General features: G+C 41.1%; 25 protein-coding genes. All 25 read right to left on the reverse strand.

Annotated features, from left to right (window positions below; translation table 11 throughout):
* Nucleotides 1-108 precede the first annotated feature (108 nt).
* Nucleotides 109-1,428: a replication-associated recombination protein A gene (locus FJG96_RS07355; RefSeq protein WP_139413387.1), complete on the reverse strand. Its 1,320-nt coding sequence runs from the start codon at nt 1,426-1,428 to the stop codon at nt 109-111.
* Nucleotides 1,429-1,436: 8 nt separating this feature from the next.
* Entirely contained in the window at nt 1,437-2,831 is a 1,395-nt protein-coding gene (locus tag FJG96_RS07360; protein WP_139413388.1) for a DegQ family serine endoprotease, read from the reverse strand.
* Nucleotides 2,832-3,098: 267 nt separating this feature from the next.
* On the reverse strand, nt 3,099-3,527 hold the full coding sequence (gene rplQ, locus FJG96_RS07365; protein ID WP_139413389.1) for a 50S ribosomal protein L17: 429 nt from the start codon (nt 3,525-3,527) through the stop codon (nt 3,099-3,101).
* Nucleotides 3,528-3,550: 23 nt separating this feature from the next.
* Nucleotides 3,551-4,564 (reverse strand): DNA-directed RNA polymerase subunit alpha, encoded by a 1,014-nt coding sequence (locus FJG96_RS07370; protein ID WP_139413390.1) that lies wholly within the window; start codon nt 4,562-4,564, stop codon nt 3,551-3,553.
* Nucleotides 4,565-4,658: 94 nt separating this feature from the next.
* The gene (gene rpsK / locus FJG96_RS07375; RefSeq protein WP_005773294.1) at nt 4,659-5,048 is read right to left on the reverse strand and encodes a 30S ribosomal protein S11; all 390 of its coding nucleotides are present in this window, start codon (nt 5,046-5,048) and stop codon (nt 4,659-4,661) included.
* Between the two features lie 116 nt (nt 5,049-5,164).
* Nucleotides 5,165-5,533 carry a 30S ribosomal protein S13 gene (gene rpsM / locus FJG96_RS07380; RefSeq protein WP_100129410.1) on the reverse strand — a complete coding sequence of 123 codons (369 nt, stop codon included), beginning with the start codon at nt 5,531-5,533 and terminating at the stop codon, nt 5,165-5,167.
* A 181-nt stretch (nt 5,534-5,714) separates the two neighbouring features.
* Nucleotides 5,715-6,293 carry an adenylate kinase gene (locus FJG96_RS07385; protein WP_139413391.1) on the reverse strand — a complete coding sequence of 193 codons (579 nt, stop codon included), beginning with the start codon at nt 6,291-6,293 and terminating at the stop codon, nt 5,715-5,717.
* Nucleotides 6,290-7,636: a preprotein translocase subunit SecY gene (gene secY / locus FJG96_RS07390; protein ID WP_139413392.1), complete on the reverse strand. Its 1,347-nt coding sequence runs from the start codon at nt 7,634-7,636 to the stop codon at nt 6,290-6,292. Before secY ends, FJG96_RS07385 begins: the two co-directional genes overlap by 4 nt.
* A 161-nt stretch (nt 7,637-7,797) precedes the next feature.
* Nucleotides 7,798-8,265, reverse strand: coding sequence for a 50S ribosomal protein L15 (rplO, locus tag FJG96_RS07395; protein ID WP_139413393.1), 468 nt, complete (start codon nt 8,263-8,265; stop codon nt 7,798-7,800).
* Nucleotides 8,266-8,285: 20 nt separating this feature from the next.
* Nucleotides 8,286-8,492 carry a 50S ribosomal protein L30 gene (gene rpmD / locus FJG96_RS07400; protein ID WP_005773288.1) on the reverse strand — a complete coding sequence of 69 codons (207 nt, stop codon included), beginning with the start codon at nt 8,490-8,492 and terminating at the stop codon, nt 8,286-8,288.
* A gap of 31 nt (nt 8,493-8,523) precedes the next feature.
* The gene (rpsE, locus tag FJG96_RS07405) at nt 8,524-9,078 is read right to left on the reverse strand and encodes a 30S ribosomal protein S5 (RefSeq protein WP_139413394.1); all 555 of its coding nucleotides are present in this window, start codon (nt 9,076-9,078) and stop codon (nt 8,524-8,526) included.
* Between the two features lie 111 nt (nt 9,079-9,189).
* Complete coding sequence (gene rplR, locus FJG96_RS07410; protein ID WP_120122465.1) at nt 9,190-9,552, reverse strand: 50S ribosomal protein L18; 363 nt, start codon at nt 9,550-9,552, stop codon at nt 9,190-9,192.
* Between the two features lie 12 nt (nt 9,553-9,564).
* The gene (gene rplF / locus FJG96_RS07415; protein WP_005773285.1) at nt 9,565-10,098 is read right to left on the reverse strand and encodes a 50S ribosomal protein L6; all 534 of its coding nucleotides are present in this window, start codon (nt 10,096-10,098) and stop codon (nt 9,565-9,567) included.
* A gap of 39 nt (nt 10,099-10,137) precedes the next feature.
* Nucleotides 10,138-10,536, reverse strand: a complete 399-nt coding sequence (gene rpsH / locus FJG96_RS07420) for a 30S ribosomal protein S8 (RefSeq protein WP_139413395.1) — start codon at nt 10,534-10,536, stop codon at nt 10,138-10,140.
* Nucleotides 10,537-10,550: 14 nt separating this feature from the next.
* Nucleotides 10,551-10,856, reverse strand: a complete 306-nt coding sequence (rpsN, locus tag FJG96_RS07425; protein ID WP_005773283.1) for a 30S ribosomal protein S14 — start codon at nt 10,854-10,856, stop codon at nt 10,551-10,553.
* A gap of 24 nt (nt 10,857-10,880) precedes the next feature.
* Entirely contained in the window at nt 10,881-11,438 is a 558-nt protein-coding gene (rplE, locus tag FJG96_RS07430) for a 50S ribosomal protein L5 (protein ID WP_100129417.1), read from the reverse strand.
* Entirely contained in the window at nt 11,431-11,745 is a 315-nt protein-coding gene (rplX, locus tag FJG96_RS07435; protein ID WP_139413396.1) for a 50S ribosomal protein L24, read from the reverse strand. Before rplX ends, rplE begins: the two co-directional genes overlap by 8 nt.
* Nucleotides 11,746-11,757: 12 nt before the next feature.
* Nucleotides 11,758-12,126, reverse strand: coding sequence for a 50S ribosomal protein L14 (gene rplN, locus FJG96_RS07440; protein WP_004855715.1), 369 nt, complete (start codon nt 12,124-12,126; stop codon nt 11,758-11,760).
* Nucleotides 12,127-12,269: 143 nt separating this feature from the next.
* Nucleotides 12,270-12,509, reverse strand: a complete 240-nt coding sequence (gene rpsQ / locus FJG96_RS07445; RefSeq protein ID WP_012231991.1) for a 30S ribosomal protein S17 — start codon at nt 12,507-12,509, stop codon at nt 12,270-12,272.
* A gap of 11 nt (nt 12,510-12,520) precedes the next feature.
* A complete protein-coding gene (gene rpmC / locus FJG96_RS07450) occupies nt 12,521-12,721 on the reverse strand; it encodes a 50S ribosomal protein L29 (protein WP_120100732.1) in 201 nt (66 codons plus the stop codon).
* Nucleotides 12,722-12,733: 12 nt separating this feature from the next.
* Nucleotides 12,734-13,147 carry a 50S ribosomal protein L16 gene (gene rplP, locus FJG96_RS07455; RefSeq protein WP_139413397.1) on the reverse strand — a complete coding sequence of 138 codons (414 nt, stop codon included), beginning with the start codon at nt 13,145-13,147 and terminating at the stop codon, nt 12,734-12,736.
* 36 nt (nt 13,148-13,183) lie between these two features.
* Nucleotides 13,184-13,894: a 30S ribosomal protein S3 gene (gene rpsC / locus FJG96_RS07460; protein WP_005773275.1), complete on the reverse strand. Its 711-nt coding sequence runs from the start codon at nt 13,892-13,894 to the stop codon at nt 13,184-13,186.
* Nucleotides 13,894-14,280 carry a 50S ribosomal protein L22 gene (gene rplV, locus FJG96_RS07465; RefSeq protein WP_139413398.1) on the reverse strand — a complete coding sequence of 129 codons (387 nt, stop codon included), beginning with the start codon at nt 14,278-14,280 and terminating at the stop codon, nt 13,894-13,896. The genes rpsC and rplV overlap by 1 nt, the downstream gene beginning before the upstream one ends.
* 2 nt (nt 14,281-14,282) lie before the next feature.
* A complete protein-coding gene (rpsS, locus tag FJG96_RS07470; RefSeq protein ID WP_004855734.1) occupies nt 14,283-14,561 on the reverse strand; it encodes a 30S ribosomal protein S19 in 279 nt (92 codons plus the stop codon).
* A gap of 15 nt (nt 14,562-14,576) precedes the next feature.
* Complete coding sequence (gene rplB / locus FJG96_RS07475; RefSeq protein ID WP_139413399.1) at nt 14,577-15,410, reverse strand: 50S ribosomal protein L2; 834 nt, start codon at nt 15,408-15,410, stop codon at nt 14,577-14,579.
* Nucleotides 15,411-15,425 lie beyond the last annotated feature (15 nt).

Here is a 15,425-nt window from a genome sequence, read left to right on the forward strand (position 1 = left end):
CTACGAATAATGCAATAAGTGTTTAAAATATAAACTAAAGTTCATACAACGACATGAGGAATAAAAAATAAATTCAAAATCAATAAAAAATGTGTTCCAATCCCAATTTTATGGTTGATTTTTACGTTTTTTGCGCAATTGTTTCCACCATTCAAGACGTTTGACAATTTCACGCTCAAAACCACGCTCAACTGGTTTATAATAACTCTGGCGTCCAAGTTTTTCAGGAAAATATTCTTGTCCAGAGAAAGCATCTGGTTCATCATGGTCATAACAATAACCCTCTCCATACCCTTCCTCCTTCATTAATTTCGTCGGTGCATTAAGGATATGTTTAGGAGGTGGTAAAGAACCATTTTTTTGTGCACAACGCAATGCAGCTTTATATGCGAGATATGTCGCATTTGACTTTGGTGCAGTTGCAACATAGAGACATGCCTGCGCCAAAGCCAATTCTCCTTCTGGTGATCCTAAGTAATCATAGGCGTCTTTTGCCGCATTACAAATGACAAGAGCTTGAGGATCCGCCAAACCAACATCTTCAACAGCCATACGAACCAATCTTCGCCCAATATAGAGAGGATCTTCACCAGCATCCAACATACGTGCTAAATAATAAAGCGCCGCATCAGGATCAGAGCCGCGAACAGATTTATGCAACGCTGAAATGAGATTATAGTGCCCATCTCGTCCTTTATCATAAATGGGTGCACGACGCTGAATAACTTTTTGCAACGCACCAGCATCAAGAATCTCTGCGGAACGCACAACAGACCAAACTTCCTCTGCTAATGTCAATGCTACCCGCGCATCACCATCAGACATCCCTATCAAAACGTCTCTGGCCCCATCATCTAAAGGAAGCAACTTTCCTATCACTTTTTCAGCACGCTTCAAAAGCATGCCTAAACTTTCATGATCATGAGAAAGAAATGTTAAAACCCGCGCACGCGAAAGAAGAGCAGCATTAAGTTCAAAAGAAGGATTTTCAGTTGTTGCACCGATCAGGACCACCGTACCATCTTCCATCACAGGAAGAAAACTATCCTGCTGTGCACGATTAAACCGATGAATTTCATCAACAAAAAGAAGTGTTTTATCCCCAGACATAAAACGCCTCTGTGCAACTTCAAAAATCTTTTTAAGTTCAGAAACGCCTGTAAAAATAGCAGAAACTTGTTCAAACGCGAAATTTGTTTCAAGTGCTAACAAACGTGCAACCGTTGTTTTTCCCGTCCCTGGAGGCCCCCAAAAAATCATCGATCCAATTGAGCCCGATGCCACCATCCGTGAAAGCAAACCATCTTCTCCAATTAAATGCTTTTGTCCCACAACATCATTGAGAGAACAAGGACGCATTCTTTCCGCAAGTGGCTGATTTTTATTAATTTTAGGATCAATCGATGAAGTAAAAAAATCTTTCTTCAAAAAAAACCTCAACGAATAAATTGACGAATATACATACCATCACGTTCATATTCCAATTGCCAAGTACGCGAACGCATTTGCATAAGAATCTTTTTCAACTGATGAACTGTTTGAATCTTATAGCCATTGACAACACGTAAAATATCTCCGGGCCGAAAAATTCCCGCAGCATTGCTCATTTCATCAAGATTGGTAACCACAACACCCTTTGCCGATATAGGAAGATGAAAACGTCGACTATTTTGTGGTGTTAAATCTAACACTTCGGCACCAGCAAGAGGACTGTCACCTGTAATTTTTTCAGATTTTAAAAATGCAGTTTCCGATATCGATGCAACCTTTATCTGTGTTTTTAAAGTTTTTCCACCTCGCAAATATTCTAAAGCAAGACTATGGCCAACGTCCGCTGTCATCAAACGATAGCCAAGACTATCTGGACTATCAACGCGCATCCCCTGCACACTCAAAATAACATCACCTACTTTCAAACCGGCTTTTTCAGCAGGACTGTCTTTGATAACTTCAATAATAAGAGCACCATAGGGCCGTTCTAAACCTAAACCACTAGCAATATCAGGTGTAACATTTTGAAAGGATGCCCCAATATAAGGTGGCACAAAATATTTTCCACCACGTTTAACGGTATCAAGCATCACTTTTACAAGATTAACTGGAATAGCAAAACCAATCCCTACAGAACCACCAGAACGTGAATAAATAGCCGTATTAATTCCGATTAATTGACCTTTCATATCAATTAAAGCGCCACCAGAATTTCCTGGATTAATGGCAGCATCTGTTTGAATAAAAAAATCAAAATCAGAAATCCCAACACGTGTACGCGCTTGCGCTGAAACAATACCACTTGTAACCGTTTGACCAACACCAAAAGGATTACCAATAGCTAGAACAAGATCACCAACTTCAACAGTATCAGAATCCCCCAAAGGAAGAACAGGAAACTGAGTATCTTTTACATCAACTTCCAAAATAGCAATATCCGTTGCTTCATCTTTGAGCACGACCTTACTCTCAAATTCTCGCCCATCAGAAAAAGCTACCTTAATTTCGCTTGCATCTTTAATGACATGGTAATTTGTAACAATCAAACCACGTGCATCAACAATCACTCCTGACCCTAATGATGATTGCTTCCGGACAGGAAAATTATTTTGCAAACGACCAAAAAATTGCTCAAAAAATGGATCACCCTCAAAAGGTGAGCGTGCTCTAATTTGTCGAGCTGCGTAAATATTGACAACAGATGGAACTGTCTTTTTAACTAAAGGAGAAAATGAAAGAGTGATTTCTTTTTGTGTTTGAGGAACATGAGCATAGATATGATCAAACGATATCAGCATCATAACCGCAAAAAAAAGCCGCACCCAAAAAGAATACCTCATAACCTACTCCTTATAAAATCAGCCCATTCTGTTGAAGATTCATAGAATTAAAAAAAACAACCCCGCAAATGAAGGATCTCTATTAATATTTCACAATAGAGAATAAAAACAAGCCATTTAAACAGTAAATATTATAAAAATCAAATAATTCAATATCCTATAATTTTCTCTCACCATCTATTTTTCAAGTAAAAAAAACTTCAAAAATACACATAAAAAAACCGCCTAAGAAAAGGCGGCCTTTTTAAATGCAATAGAATAAAAAACTTATGAGGACGTACCCTTCTCATTCTCTGAAGCCTCGATACGAGCACGATCCGCTGCCCCCTTTGCTTCGACATCACGATCAACAAATTCTATGACAGCCATGGGCGCATTATCACCGGTACGAAACCCCGCTTTCATAATACGCAAATACCCACCGTTGCGTGATGCATAACGCGGTGCCAGTGTATCAAATAACTTTGCAACTTTCTCTGTATCACGAAGTGCTGCAATCGCTTGTCGACGCGCATGCAAACCACCACGCTTACCGAGAGTAACAAGTTTTTCAACAATAGGGCGAATTTCTTTAGCCTTTGGAAGTGTTGTCACAATCTGCTCATGCTCGATCAACGAAGTCGCCATATTTGCAAACATCGCTTTACGGTGACTGGCAGTCCGGTTCAACTTGCGGCCTGAGTTACTATGGCGCATAAGCTCTCTCCTAAATTCTAATTTTAATACTGATCTTCATAGCGTTTAGCAAGATCATCAATGTTTTCAGGCGGCCATGCAGGAATTTCCATTCCAAGATGTAACCCCATACATGCCAAAACTTCCTTAATCTCATTCAAAGACTTACGACCAAAATTTGGTGTCCGAAGCATTTCAGATTCTGTTTTTTGAATAAGATCACCAATATAGACAATATTATCATTCTTAAGACAATTTGCCGAACGAACAGAAAGCTCTAATTCATCCACTTTTTTGAGAAGCGCTGGATTAAAGGAAAGCTCAGAATCCGCCTCTTCAACAGGCTCTTTCTGTGGTTCTTCAAAGTTAATAAATAACGATAATTGATCCTGAAGAATGCGCGCTGCAAAAGCAACAGCATCTTCTCCATTCACAGCACCATTTGTTTCAATCGTTAACGTCAATTTATCATAATCGAGAACTTGACCTTCACGCGTATTTTCCACTTTATAAGACACTTTGCGAATTGGCGAATAAAGACTATCAATTGGAATAAGCCCTATACGACCATCATCAACATAATTACGATCAGATGGAACATACCCCTTCCCTGTATTGACAATAAATTCCATACGAATTTCAGCCTCTTCATCAAGGGTACAGATAACATGATCTGGATTGAGAATTTCCATATCCCCAACGGTATTAATATCTCCTGCTTTCACCACACCAGGACCTTCTTTATAAACGACGAGACGTTTAGGCCCTTCTTCTTCCATACGAAGTGCAATTTCCTTTATATTCAGGATAATATCCGTCACATCTTCACGAACACCTGGAATGGATGAAAATTCATGTAAGACACCATCAATCTGTACAGCAGTAATAGCAGCCCCACGAAGCGAAGATAACAACACACGACGAAGTGCATTTCCTAATGTTAAACCAAATCCTCGCTCCAGAGGCTCAGCAATTACGCTTGTAATATTCGGATTATCATGCGCACATGATTCAACCTTATTGGGTTTAATAAGTTCCTGCCAGTTTTTCTGGATCATATTTTTATTCCCGTTCTTTAGTTCCGTTACCATTCAATCGTAACGACCAATGTGAACATCAGAGAAATCTCCGACAACAAAAAACAACACCCAATTAAACACGCCGCCGTTTCCGCGGACGACATCCATTATGAGGAATTGGTGTTACATCACGAATAGAAGTAATGACAAAACCAACAGATTGTAACGCACGTAAAGCAGATTCACGCCCTGCCCCAGGACCACAAACTTCAACTTCCAAAGAACGCATACCATGTTCTTGTGCTTTTCTCGCACAATCTTCCGCAGCAACTTGAGCGGCAAAAGGTGTAGATTTACGTGCCCCTTTAAAACCTTGAGCCCCTGCAGATGACCACGCAATCGCATTCCCCTGAGCATCAGTAATTGTAATCATTGTATTATTAAATGTTGAATTGATATGCACAACACCCGATGAAATATTTTTACGTTCGCGACGACGAACACGTGTGGCTTCCTTGGCCATAATTTTCCTTTCAACGATCTCAACACTGCCGTAATATCAGCAGCTCCACCCTCTTTTCCTTGTCAAACGAAGCTCAACAAGAAATAGAATATACAAAAAACCTCTCTCAAAGTTCTTTATTTCTTTTTACCAGCGATTGCCTTAGCAGGCCCCTTACGCGTACGAGCATTCGTATGTGTACGTTGTCCTCGGACAGGCAAAGACCGACGATGACGCAATCCACGATAACAACCAAGGTCCATCAAACGCTTAACATTCATAGCAACTTCACGACGAAGATCACCTTCAACTTGATATCCCTGATCGATCGCCTCACGAATCTGCAACACCTCAGCGTCTGAAAGCTCATGCACACGACGCCCTGTAGGAATGCCAACCTTTTCAATAATTTCTTGAGCAAATTTTGGTCCAATCCCGTGGATATATTGAAGCGCAATAATTACACGCTTATTTGTCGGGATATTGACGCCAGCAATACGAGCCACGCCTACTCTCCTTAGTTATGTTGACAAATTGTTATAAAATACCTGATGTACCTTACAGAAAAAAAATAGACTCAGAACAAAATTCTTCCGAATCCGCTTATTCAACTGAAATAAATTAAAGTTGTTTGTGATAGATTTTATCTCAAAAGTCAACTCTTTTCATTTCCTTCTAAAAAAAATCTCATGAAAGAAAACCTTTAATCATACGTGTTACTTCAGCAATACCAATCATTCCATCAATGACCTTCAACATTTCTCTTTCTGAATAAAATTTTGATAAAGGAGCCGTTTTTTCACGATATTCTACTAATCTTTTTGCAAAAGCAACAGGGTTATCATCTAAACGGATCTGTCCACCAGCCGCGACTGTCTCCTGAACACGCTTTTTCATACGCTCAATCAATGCATCTTCATCAACACGCAACTCAATAACGGCATCAAGACGCATATTTTTTGACTCAAGGATCTGTTGTAATGCTTCTGCCTGTCCTACAGTCCTTGGATATCCATCCAAAATAAAACCATTTATACAATCAGCTTCATCAATCCGATCTGACACGATTTGATTAACAAGACTATCGGGAACCAAAGAACCAGAACTTATAATAGCTTCAGCTTTTTTACCAACTTCCGTTTCTTTAGCAATAGCTTCACGCAACATATCTCCTGTTGATAAATGAGGAATATTATATTCCTCCGTCAACATTTTAGCTTGCGTGCCTTTTCCCGCTCCAGGAGGACCTAAAAGAACAACTCTCATCGATTTCTTCGACCTCCACGAAGTTTTGATTTTTTTATCAACCCTTCATATTGGTGCGCAACAAGATGCCCCTGGATTTGAGCAACCGTATCAAGAGTAACAGTCACAACAATCAACAAAGACGTCCCCCCAAGATAAAAAGGAACCTGGAATGCAGATATCATAAATTCAGGGAGCAAACAAACCAAAATAATATAAATAGCGCCCACAACAGTAATACGCGTCAAAACATAATCAATATATTCCGCTGTACGCTCACCTGGACGAATTCCTGGAATAAAACCAGAATGTTTCTTCAACTGATCCGCAGTATCACTCGGATTAAACACAATAGCTGTATAAAAAAAACAAAAAAACGCCATTAAAAATGCATAAACAATCATATACAGTGGCTGCCCATGACCAAGAGAATAAGAAATAGTTTGCATCCATTGTGGCATTTTATCAGAAAAATTATTAATAGTGGCGGGTAATAACAATAAAGATGAAGCAAAAATAGGCGGAATAACACCAGCAGTATTCAATTTTAAAGGAAGATGCGACATATCGCCTTGAAACATTTGATTACCAACCTGACGTTTCGGGTATTGAATAATAATTCGCCGTTGCGCACGCTCTATAAAAACAATAAGTCCGATAACCAAAACAGCAATAAAAACGATTGCAATTAAAAGAAAAGTTGATAGATCAGCTTGACTATGCGCGGTCAAAAGCTGAGCAAAAGTGGAAGGGAAATTGGCTACGATCCCTGTAAAAATGATGAGAGAAACTCCATTACCAACACCGCGTGAGGTAATTTGCTCACCAAGCCACATGAGAAACATTGTCCCCCCAACAAGTGTAATAACAGAAGAGACACGAAACATGAAACCTGGTTCTACAACAATTTGAAGCCCTGTTCCTATACCACTTTCAAGAGCAACCGCAATACCAAAAGCCTGCAGAATAGCCAATACGACTGTCACATAACGCGTATATTGATTAATAACCTTACGACCAACGTCTCCTTCTTTTTTAAGAGTTTCCAAAGAAGGAATAACAGACGTGAGTAATTGTACAATAATAGATGCCGATATATAGGGCATAATACCCAAGGCAAAAATTGCCATACGCCCAACAGCGCCTCCAGCAAACATATTAAAAAGTCCTAAGACACCGGATGCATGATGCTCAAATGTTTGCCGCAAAGCGTCGATATTAATACCTGGAAGAGAAATATAAGTACCGAAACGATAGACAAGAAGCGCTGCCAGAGTAAACCATATGCGTTTTTTTAATTCAGTTGCACGCGAAAAAGTACCGAAGTTTATATTGGAAGCAAATTGCTCTGCTGCTGATGCCATAAAACGTCTCCACTTCACACTCCAGTTCTTTAAATCACAGAACTATAACTCTAAAATTCATATCTTTATACATAAATAATTGCAGAACTTAAACTATTCTCCACAAAATATTCAAAAGAATAGATATACCTCTTCTTTAAATCACGACTTATATCAAAAAACTATTGAACAACATCAGGAAAAATAACCTGACCTCCCACTTTTTCGATCTTAACACGAGCAGCTTGTGAAGCACCAGAAACATGAAAGATAATCTTAGCTTTCAAATCACCATCAGAAAGAAGGCGAACTCCGTCTTTCTCGCGACGAATAATACCAGCCTCTTTCAAAGCAATCATATCAACAGGCTTTTCAATGTTCAACTTACCAGCATCAACGGCCAACTGAATACGTCCCAGTGAGACTTCATTATAAGCTTTAGAAAAGAAATTTTTAAATCCACGTTTTGGTAAACGCCGATAGATAGGCATTTGCCCACCTTCAAAACCATTAAGAGAGACGCCAGAACGGGATTTTTGCCCTTTTACACCACGACCACCAGTCTTACCAGTCCCCGAACCAATACCACGGCCAACACGCTTACGATTTTTTGTTGCGCCTTTGCAATCACGTAGTTCATTGAGTTTCATATCTAATACTCCCGCAACCTTTAATCTTCATCTATAATGCGAACAAGATGCCGAACCCGAGCAATCATACCCCGTACACAAAGTGTATCTTCCAAAACGCGCCGGCGACGCATTTTATTGAGCCCAAGCCCCTTCAAGGTTGCACGCTGAATCTGTGAATTTCGAATAGGGCTTCCAATTTGCTCTACTGTCACAGTTTTACCACTCTGAGATTTTTTCTGAACCATTTCCTAATTCCTTTTCTGACAATCTCAGAAACTACCCTTCTACGTCGACTAAATGGCGACGACGCGCCTGCAAAGTCGAATATTTTATACCACGCTGAGCAGCAATATCTCTCGGATGCATTTGATGTTTTAGTGCATCAAATGTTGCACGAACCATGTTATAAGGATTTGATGATCCTAGTGATTTTGCAACAACATCCTGCATACCAAGAGCTTCAAAAATAGCACGCATCGGTCCCCCAGCAATAATACCAGTACCAGCAGACGCTGAACGAAGCAAAACACGCCCAGCCCCGTGACGACCTTCAAGATCATGATGCAATGTACGTCCAGACCGAAGTGGGACATAAATCATTCCACGTTTTGCAGATTCCGTTGCTTTACGAACGGCTTCAGGAACTTCACGAGCCTTACCGTGTCCAAAGCCCACACGCCCTTTTTGATCTCCAACGACAACGAGAGCAGCAAAACCAAAACGCCTACCACCCTTTACAACTTTAGCAACACGATTAATATGAACGAGTCTATCGACAAACTCATTATCGCGATCGCGTTCTTCTCTTTCACCACGTTCTTTTTGTGCCATTCCTCATTCCTTTTTCTTTTCCGGAAGCACGATAACAAAGCCCTTCATCAAATCGGAAGAACTTAAACGAAATACTCTAAAGTATCCATCCCCATCCGTAAGGAGGAAACTTTAAAAATTCAAACCACCTTCACGAGCAGCCTCAGCCAAAGCTTTTACTCGACCATGGTACACATAAGCGCCACGATCAAAAACCACTTCATTAACACCAGCTTGCTTTGCACGCTCAGCAATTAACTTACCCACAGCAAAAGCGGCTTCTTTATCAGCCCCACTTTTTAATGATTTTTTCAAATCACTTTCAAGAGTAGAAGCTGAAACAAGTGTACATCCCCGTAAATCATCAATAACTTGCGCGTAGATGTTCTGATTTGAACGATAAACGCTAAGCCGTGGACGATCATGAGAAACCATCTTGATTCTACGACGAACACGTCTTGCACGACGCTGGATAATGTCCTTAGATGAAACCATAATACAAAATCCTTATTTCTTTTTACCTTCTTTACGGAAGATACGTTCATCTGCATGCTTAACACCTTTACCTTTATAAGGCTCAGGTCTACGATACTCGCGAATCTCCGCTGCAACTTGTCCAACTTGCTGTTTATCAATTCCAGAAATAACAATCTCTGTGGGCTTAGGAACAGTTACAGTAACACCTGATGGAACTTTATAAACCACATCATGTGAAAAGCCTAGAGAGAGTTGAATATCCTTACCCTGTAAAGCTGCACGATAACCAACCCCATTGATCTCTAACCTTTTTTCAAAACCATCTTTTACACCACAAAAAATGTTTTCAATCATTGAACGTGACATACCCCATTTAGAGCGCGCATCTTTTGACTGATCCCGCGGCATAACGGATATGACATTGTCCTCGAATTTAACTAAGACTTCATCATTAACGACGTAACTTAATTCACCTTTTGGACCTTTGGCCTTAACCAGCTGACCTTCAACAGTAGCAGTAACCCCAGAAGGAATTGAAATGGGTTTTTTTCCAATACGAGACATTGTTCTAACCTACTTTTTCTTCCGTTTTCTTGGACATAATTAGAAAACACGACAAAGGAGTTCTCCACCAACATTCTGTTCACGCGCTTCATGATCAGCCATAACGCCTTTAGGAGTCGATAAGATCGAAATACCTAAACCGTTTGCCACCTGTGGAAGTGACTTAGCAGAGACATACACACGACGACCAGGCTTTGACACACGTGAAATCTCACGAATAGCAGCCATCCCTTCAAAATACTTCAATTCGATTTCAAGTTCAGCTTTTCCATCACCCAAATCAACTCGATTATATCCGCGAATATAACCTTCCGACTGAAGGACATCAAGAACGTGGGCACGAAGCTTCGAAGCTGGAGTAACCACTTTGCCTTTTTTACGACCAAGTGCATTACGAATACGCGTTAACATATCACCAAGAGGATCTGACATAGACATTAAATAATCTCCTCTTACCAACTAGATTTTACAATACCAGGAATATGGCCAATAGAGCCAAGTTCACGCAATGCAATCCGTGACATTTTTAACTTACGATAATAAGCCCGAGGACGACCCGAAACCTCACAGCGATTACGAATACGAACTTTCGAAGAATTGCGCGGCAATTCTGCCAACTGAACAGAAGCTTTAAAACGTTCCTCAAGAGAAACCTTCTGATCCATAACGATTGCTTTCAAACGTGCACGACGTGCAGCATAACGCTTCACCATCACCTCACGACGCTTATTTTTTTCAACGGCACTTACTTTGGCCATAATTTCACCTCGCTACGTTTGCCGTTACGAACGAAAAGGAAAATTAAAAGCACGCAATAACTCACGCGCTTCATCATCCGTTTTTGCTGTCGTACAAACGATAATATCCATGCCCCAAATTTGATCAACTTTATCATAGTTGATTTCTGGAAACACAATGTGTTCTTTAATACCCATAGCAAAATTGCCACGACCATCAAAACTCTTTGGATTTAAACCACGAAAGTCACGAACGCGTGGAAGAGCAATCGTAACAAGACGATCCAAAAACTCAAACATACGATCCTTACGCAATGTCACTTTAGCCCCAAGAGGCATTCCTTCACGAACCTTAAAGGTCGCAATAGAATTACGCGCACGAGTAACAACAGCCTTCTGACCTGTTATGAGACCTAAATCCTCAGCAGCAAGGGAAGGCTTCTTTGAATCAGCAGTTGCTTCACCTATCCCCATATTAATTACAATTTTATCAATCCGCGGAATTTGCATCGCATTCTTGTAATTAAACTTCTCTTGAAGTGCTTTACGAATCACCTCAAAATAATACGCTTTCATACGCGGTATTTGTCTTTCCTCAGCCATTAATCAACTCTCCCGAACGCTTGGCAAAACGTACCTTATTACCATCTGCATTCACACGAAAGCCTACACGCGTAGGCTTACCATCTTTAGGATCAGCAATCGCCAAATTAGACAGATGAATCGGAGCTTCTTTAGAAATAATTCCAGCTTCTTGCTTCTGCGTTTGACGTTGATGACGTTTAATCATATTAATCCCACGAACAAAAGCCTTATTCTCTTTTGGACTAACCTTAATTACTTCACCACTCGAGCCTTTATCCTTACCGGATAAAACAACAACTCTATCACCTTTTCGAATCTTCTGCATAACATTAACTCCTTACAACACTTCAGGAGCGAGTGAGATGATCTTCATATGATTCCTCCCACGCAATTCACGGGGGACAGGTCCAAAGATACGCGTACCGATCGGCTCTTTTTTATTATCCACTAAAACCGCAGCATTACTATCAAAACGAATGACACTACCATCTGCGCGACGAATATCCTTAGCAGTACGCACCACAACAGCTTTCATAACATCACCTTTTTTAACACGGCCACGAGGAATAGCATCCTTAACCGAAACAACAATAATGTCACCGACCGAAGCATATTTCCGCTTTGAACCGCCTAACACCTTGATGCACATGACACGACGAGCACCAGAATTATCAGCAACGTCGAGGTTTGTTTGCATCTGAATCATGACTGGCCACCTTTTCTTAACATATATATCCGCTTGTATCTTTTATACACTCAGACTTGCCTGCCAAATATACACAAAGTCATCGTCTTCAAATTTATCAACGAAAAACCACTGTTAAATTCTAAAACAATAAACTTAGCTCATTATGCTACATTGTCTTTTACAACAATCCAACATTTATCTTTCGAAATTGGTCTAGATTCCTGAATAGAAACTTGATCCCCAATCTTGAATTGGTTGTTTTCGTCATGCGCTTTATAATTTTTAGACTGCCGAACAGTCTTTTTCAGAAGCGGATGAGAATAACGACGCTCAACTTTAACAACAACAGTTTTATCGCTTTTGTCGCTAATAACAACACCCTGCAAAACGCGTTTAGGCATCTCTTATTTCCTTAAACCTTACTTTCACTTAACTTTTGACGAAGAAAAGTCTTAATGCGCGCAATATCACGACGGACTTGTCTAACACGTGCAGTCTTTTCTAATTGACCTGTTGCTTTTTGAAAGCGCAAATTAAATTGCTCTTTCTTTAGTTTAGCCAATTCATCTTTCATTTGGTCGAGCGTTTGCGCCCGTAATTCTCTGGCTCTCATCGCTTAACCTCTTTATTCAGCAATCCGCTGGATGAAACGCGTTTTGATAGGCAACTTTGCAGCGCCCAACCTTAGTGCTTCACGTGCAACATCTTCAGGAACCCCATCAAGCTCAAACATGATGCGCCCAGGAGCAACACGTGCAGCCCAATAATCAACACTTCCCTTACCTTTACCCATACGAACTTCCGTTGGTTTAGATGTAACCGGAAGATCTGGAAAAATGCGAATCCATACACGACCAGAACGTTTCATATAACGTGTAATCGCACGACGTGCCGCTTCAATTTGACGAGCAGTAACCCGCTCCGGTTCAACAGCTTTCAAACCGTAGGCACCGAAATTCAAATCCGTACCACCCTTCGCAACACCGTGAATACGGCCCTTGAACTGCTTACGGAACTTTGTGCGCTTTGGCTGCAACATTGTTCTCTACTCCAAATTTTAGTTCAATTTCAAAAACTAAGCATTTTCGCGGCGACGATTCGATGAAGAACCAGATTGATCAGCTTCCGTAGCACGACGTTCCGAAGCCATCGGATCATGTTCAAGAATCTCACCCTTAAAGACCCAAACTTTAATACCACAAATACCGTAAGCGGTCTTAGCTTCTGCTGTACCGTAATCGACATCAGAACGCAAGGTATGAAGTGGAACACGACCTTCACGATACCATTCCATACGCGCAATTTCAGCACCACCAAGACGACCAGAACAATTGATACGAATACCTTCTGCACCAAGACGCATAGCAGACTGAACAGCACGCTTCATGGCGCGACGAAAAGCAACCCGACGCTCTAACTGTTGAGCAATTGATTGTGCAATAATCGTCGCATCAATCTCTGGTTTACGAATCTCCACAATATTCAACGAAGTCTCAGCATTAGTCATTTCTGAAAGCTTACGACGAAGCTTTTCGATATCAGCACCCTTTTTACCGATAATCAAACCAGGACGTGCAGAATGAATCGTAACACGACATTTTTTATGAGGACGCTCAATAACAACCTTAGATATCGCAGCCTGTTTAAGCTCTTCAAGCACATAAGAGCGAATTTTCAAATCTTCATGAAGAAGACGTCCATATTCACCACTATCAGCATACCAACGAGAATCCCAAGTCCGATTAACACCAAGACGAAGTCCTATTGGATTGATCTTCTGACCCATTACGCGGCCTCCACTTCGCTAACTTCACGAACAATAACAGTAAGATGTGAAAATGGACGCTCAATTCGACTAGCACGCCCGCGACCACGAACATGAAAGCGCTTCATCACGATCGACTTACCAACATAAGCCTCGGCGACAACAAGCGAATCAATATCAAGATCGTGATTATTTTCTGCGTTTGCAATCGCTGATTCAAGCGTTTTTTTCACAGTAGCAGCAATACGTTTACGCGAAAACATTAAATCAGCGAGCGCTACATTAACTCTTTTACCACGAATCATTGCAGCAACCAAATTAAGCTTTTGCGGACTAACACGAATCGTTCGTGTGACAGCCTTTGCTTCATTATCTTTAAGCTGGCGTGGAACCTTAGCTTTTCCCATTCCTACTTCCTCTTCGCTTTTTTATCGGCACCATGACCATAATAAGTCCGGGTAGGAGCGAACTCACCAAACTTATGTCCAACCATCTCTTCAGAAACAGAAACAGGAATATGCTTATTGCCGTTGTAAACACCAAAAGTCAAACCAACAAATTGCGGCAAAATAGTAGAGCGACGACTCCATATTTTTATAACTTCATTGCGCCCGCTTGCACGTACCTTCTCTGCTTTACCAAGAAGATAGCCGTCAACAAACGGACCTTTCCAAACTGAACGAACCACTTCAGACTACCTTTCTTATTTCTTGCGCTGATGACGCGTACGCATAATAAACTTATCAGTGGCTTTATTGGAGCGCGTACGCTTACCTTTCGTAGGTTTACCCCAAGGAGACACTGGGTGACGCCCCCCCGATGTACGACCTTCACCACCACCGTGTGGATGATCAACGGGGTTCATAGCAACACCACGAACATGTGGACGCTTACCACGCCAACGTGACCGACCTGCCTTACCATCATTAATATTCCCATGATCAGGATTTGAAACAGCACCAACCGTTGCAAAACAGCTGCTAGAGACCAAACGCTGTTCACCAGAATTCAAACGAAGAATAGCCATGCCATGATCTCGCCCGACCAACTGCGCATAAGTACCCGCTGAACGTGCAATCTGCCCCCCTTTTCCCGGCTTCATTTCAACATTATGAATAATTGTGCCTACCGGCATATTACCAAGGGGCATAGCATTTCCTGGTTTAACATCAACATTTAAACCAGCAACGACACAATCACCAACACCAAGGCGCTGTGGTGCAAGGATATAACTTAATTGTCCATCCTCATAGCGAATGAGTGCAATAAAAGCAGTGCGATTAGGATCATACTCTAAACGCTCAACTTTCGCTGAAACATCACGCTTAAGACGCTTAAAATCGACAAAACGGTAACTCCGTTTATGACCACCACCCTGAAAACGAGCAGTGACACGACCGCGATTATTACGTCCTCCCTTTGAAGACAAACCTTCTGTCAACATCTTTACAGGTTTTCCCTTATAAAGACAAGAACGTTCCACAATGACAAGCTGACGCTGCCCAGGTGTCGTTGGATTAAATTGCTTAAGTGCCATTATTCCTATCTCCGA

The organism is Bartonella mastomydis (assembly GCF_900185775.1).
GTDB classification, from domain to species: Bacteria; Pseudomonadota; Alphaproteobacteria; order Rhizobiales; family Rhizobiaceae; genus Bartonella; species Bartonella elizabethae.

Coding starts and splice junctions, on each gene's coding strand:
- FJG96_RS07360 (WP_139413388.1), bottom strand. CDS start 2,831: ATGAGGTATTCTTTTTGGGTGCGGCTTTTTTTTGCGGTTATGATGCTG.
- rpsK (WP_005773294.1), bottom strand. CDS start 5,048: ATGGCCAAGGAAGCCACACGTGTTCGTCGTCGCGAACGTAAAAATATT.
- rpsC (WP_005773275.1), bottom strand. CDS start 13,894: ATGGGTCAGAAGATCAATCCAATAGGACTTCGTCTTGGTGTTAATCGG.
- rpmD (WP_005773288.1), bottom strand. CDS start 8,492: ATGGTTCAGAAAAAATCTCAGAGTGGTAAAACTGTGACAGTAGAGCAA.
- rplF (WP_005773285.1), bottom strand. CDS start 10,098: ATGTCTCGTATTGGAAAAAAACCCATTTCAATTCCTTCTGGGGTTACT.
- rpsN (WP_005773283.1), bottom strand. CDS start 10,856: ATGGCCAAAGTAAGTGCCGTTGAAAAAAATAAGCGTCGTGAGGTGATG.
- rplO (WP_139413393.1), bottom strand. CDS start 8,265: ATGAAACTCAATGAACTACGTGATTGCAAAGGCGCAACAAAAAATCGT.
- rplE (WP_100129417.1), bottom strand. CDS start 11,438: ATGGCTGAGGAAAGACAAATACCGCGTATGAAAGCGTATTATTTTGAG.
- rplV (WP_139413398.1), bottom strand. CDS start 14,280: ATGGGAAAAGCTAAGGTTCCACGCCAGCTTAAAGATAATGAAGCAAAG.
- rplB (WP_139413399.1), bottom strand. CDS start 15,410: ATGGCACTTAAGCAATTTAATCCAACGACACCTGGGCAGCGTCAGCTT.
- rplN (WP_004855715.1), bottom strand. CDS start 12,126: ATGATTCAGATGCAAACAAACCTCGACGTTGCTGATAATTCTGGTGCT.
- rpsE (WP_139413394.1), bottom strand. CDS start 9,078: ATGGCACAAAAAGAACGTGGTGAAAGAGAAGAACGCGATCGCGATAAT.
- rplR (WP_120122465.1), bottom strand. CDS start 9,552: ATGGTTTCATCTAAGGACATTATCCAGCGTCGTGCAAGACGTGTTCGT.
- rplX (WP_139413396.1), bottom strand. CDS start 11,745: ATGCAGAAGATTCGAAAAGGTGATAGAGTTGTTGTTTTATCCGGTAAG.
- rplQ (WP_139413389.1), bottom strand. CDS start 3,527: ATGCGCCATAGTAACTCAGGCCGCAAGTTGAACCGGACTGCCAGTCAC.
- rpsH (WP_139413395.1), bottom strand. CDS start 10,536: ATGTCTATGTCAGATCCTCTTGGTGATATGTTAACGCGTATTCGTAAT.
- rpsQ (WP_012231991.1), bottom strand. CDS start 12,509: ATGCCTAAACGCGTTTTGCAGGGTGTTGTTATTAGCGACAAAAGCGAT.
- rplP (WP_139413397.1), bottom strand. CDS start 13,147: ATGTTGCAGCCAAAGCGCACAAAGTTCCGTAAGCAGTTCAAGGGCCGT.
- FJG96_RS07385 (WP_139413391.1), bottom strand. CDS start 6,293: ATGAGAGTTGTTCTTTTAGGTCCTCCTGGAGCGGGAAAAGGCACGCAA.
- FJG96_RS07370 (WP_139413390.1), bottom strand. CDS start 4,564: ATGATCCAGAAAAACTGGCAGGAACTTATTAAACCCAATAAGGTTGAA.
- rpmC (WP_120100732.1), bottom strand. CDS start 12,721: ATGAGAGCCAGAGAATTACGGGCGCAAACGCTCGACCAAATGAAAGAT.
- secY (WP_139413392.1), bottom strand. CDS start 7,636: ATGGCATCAGCAGCAGAGCAATTTGCTTCCAATATAAACTTCGGTACT.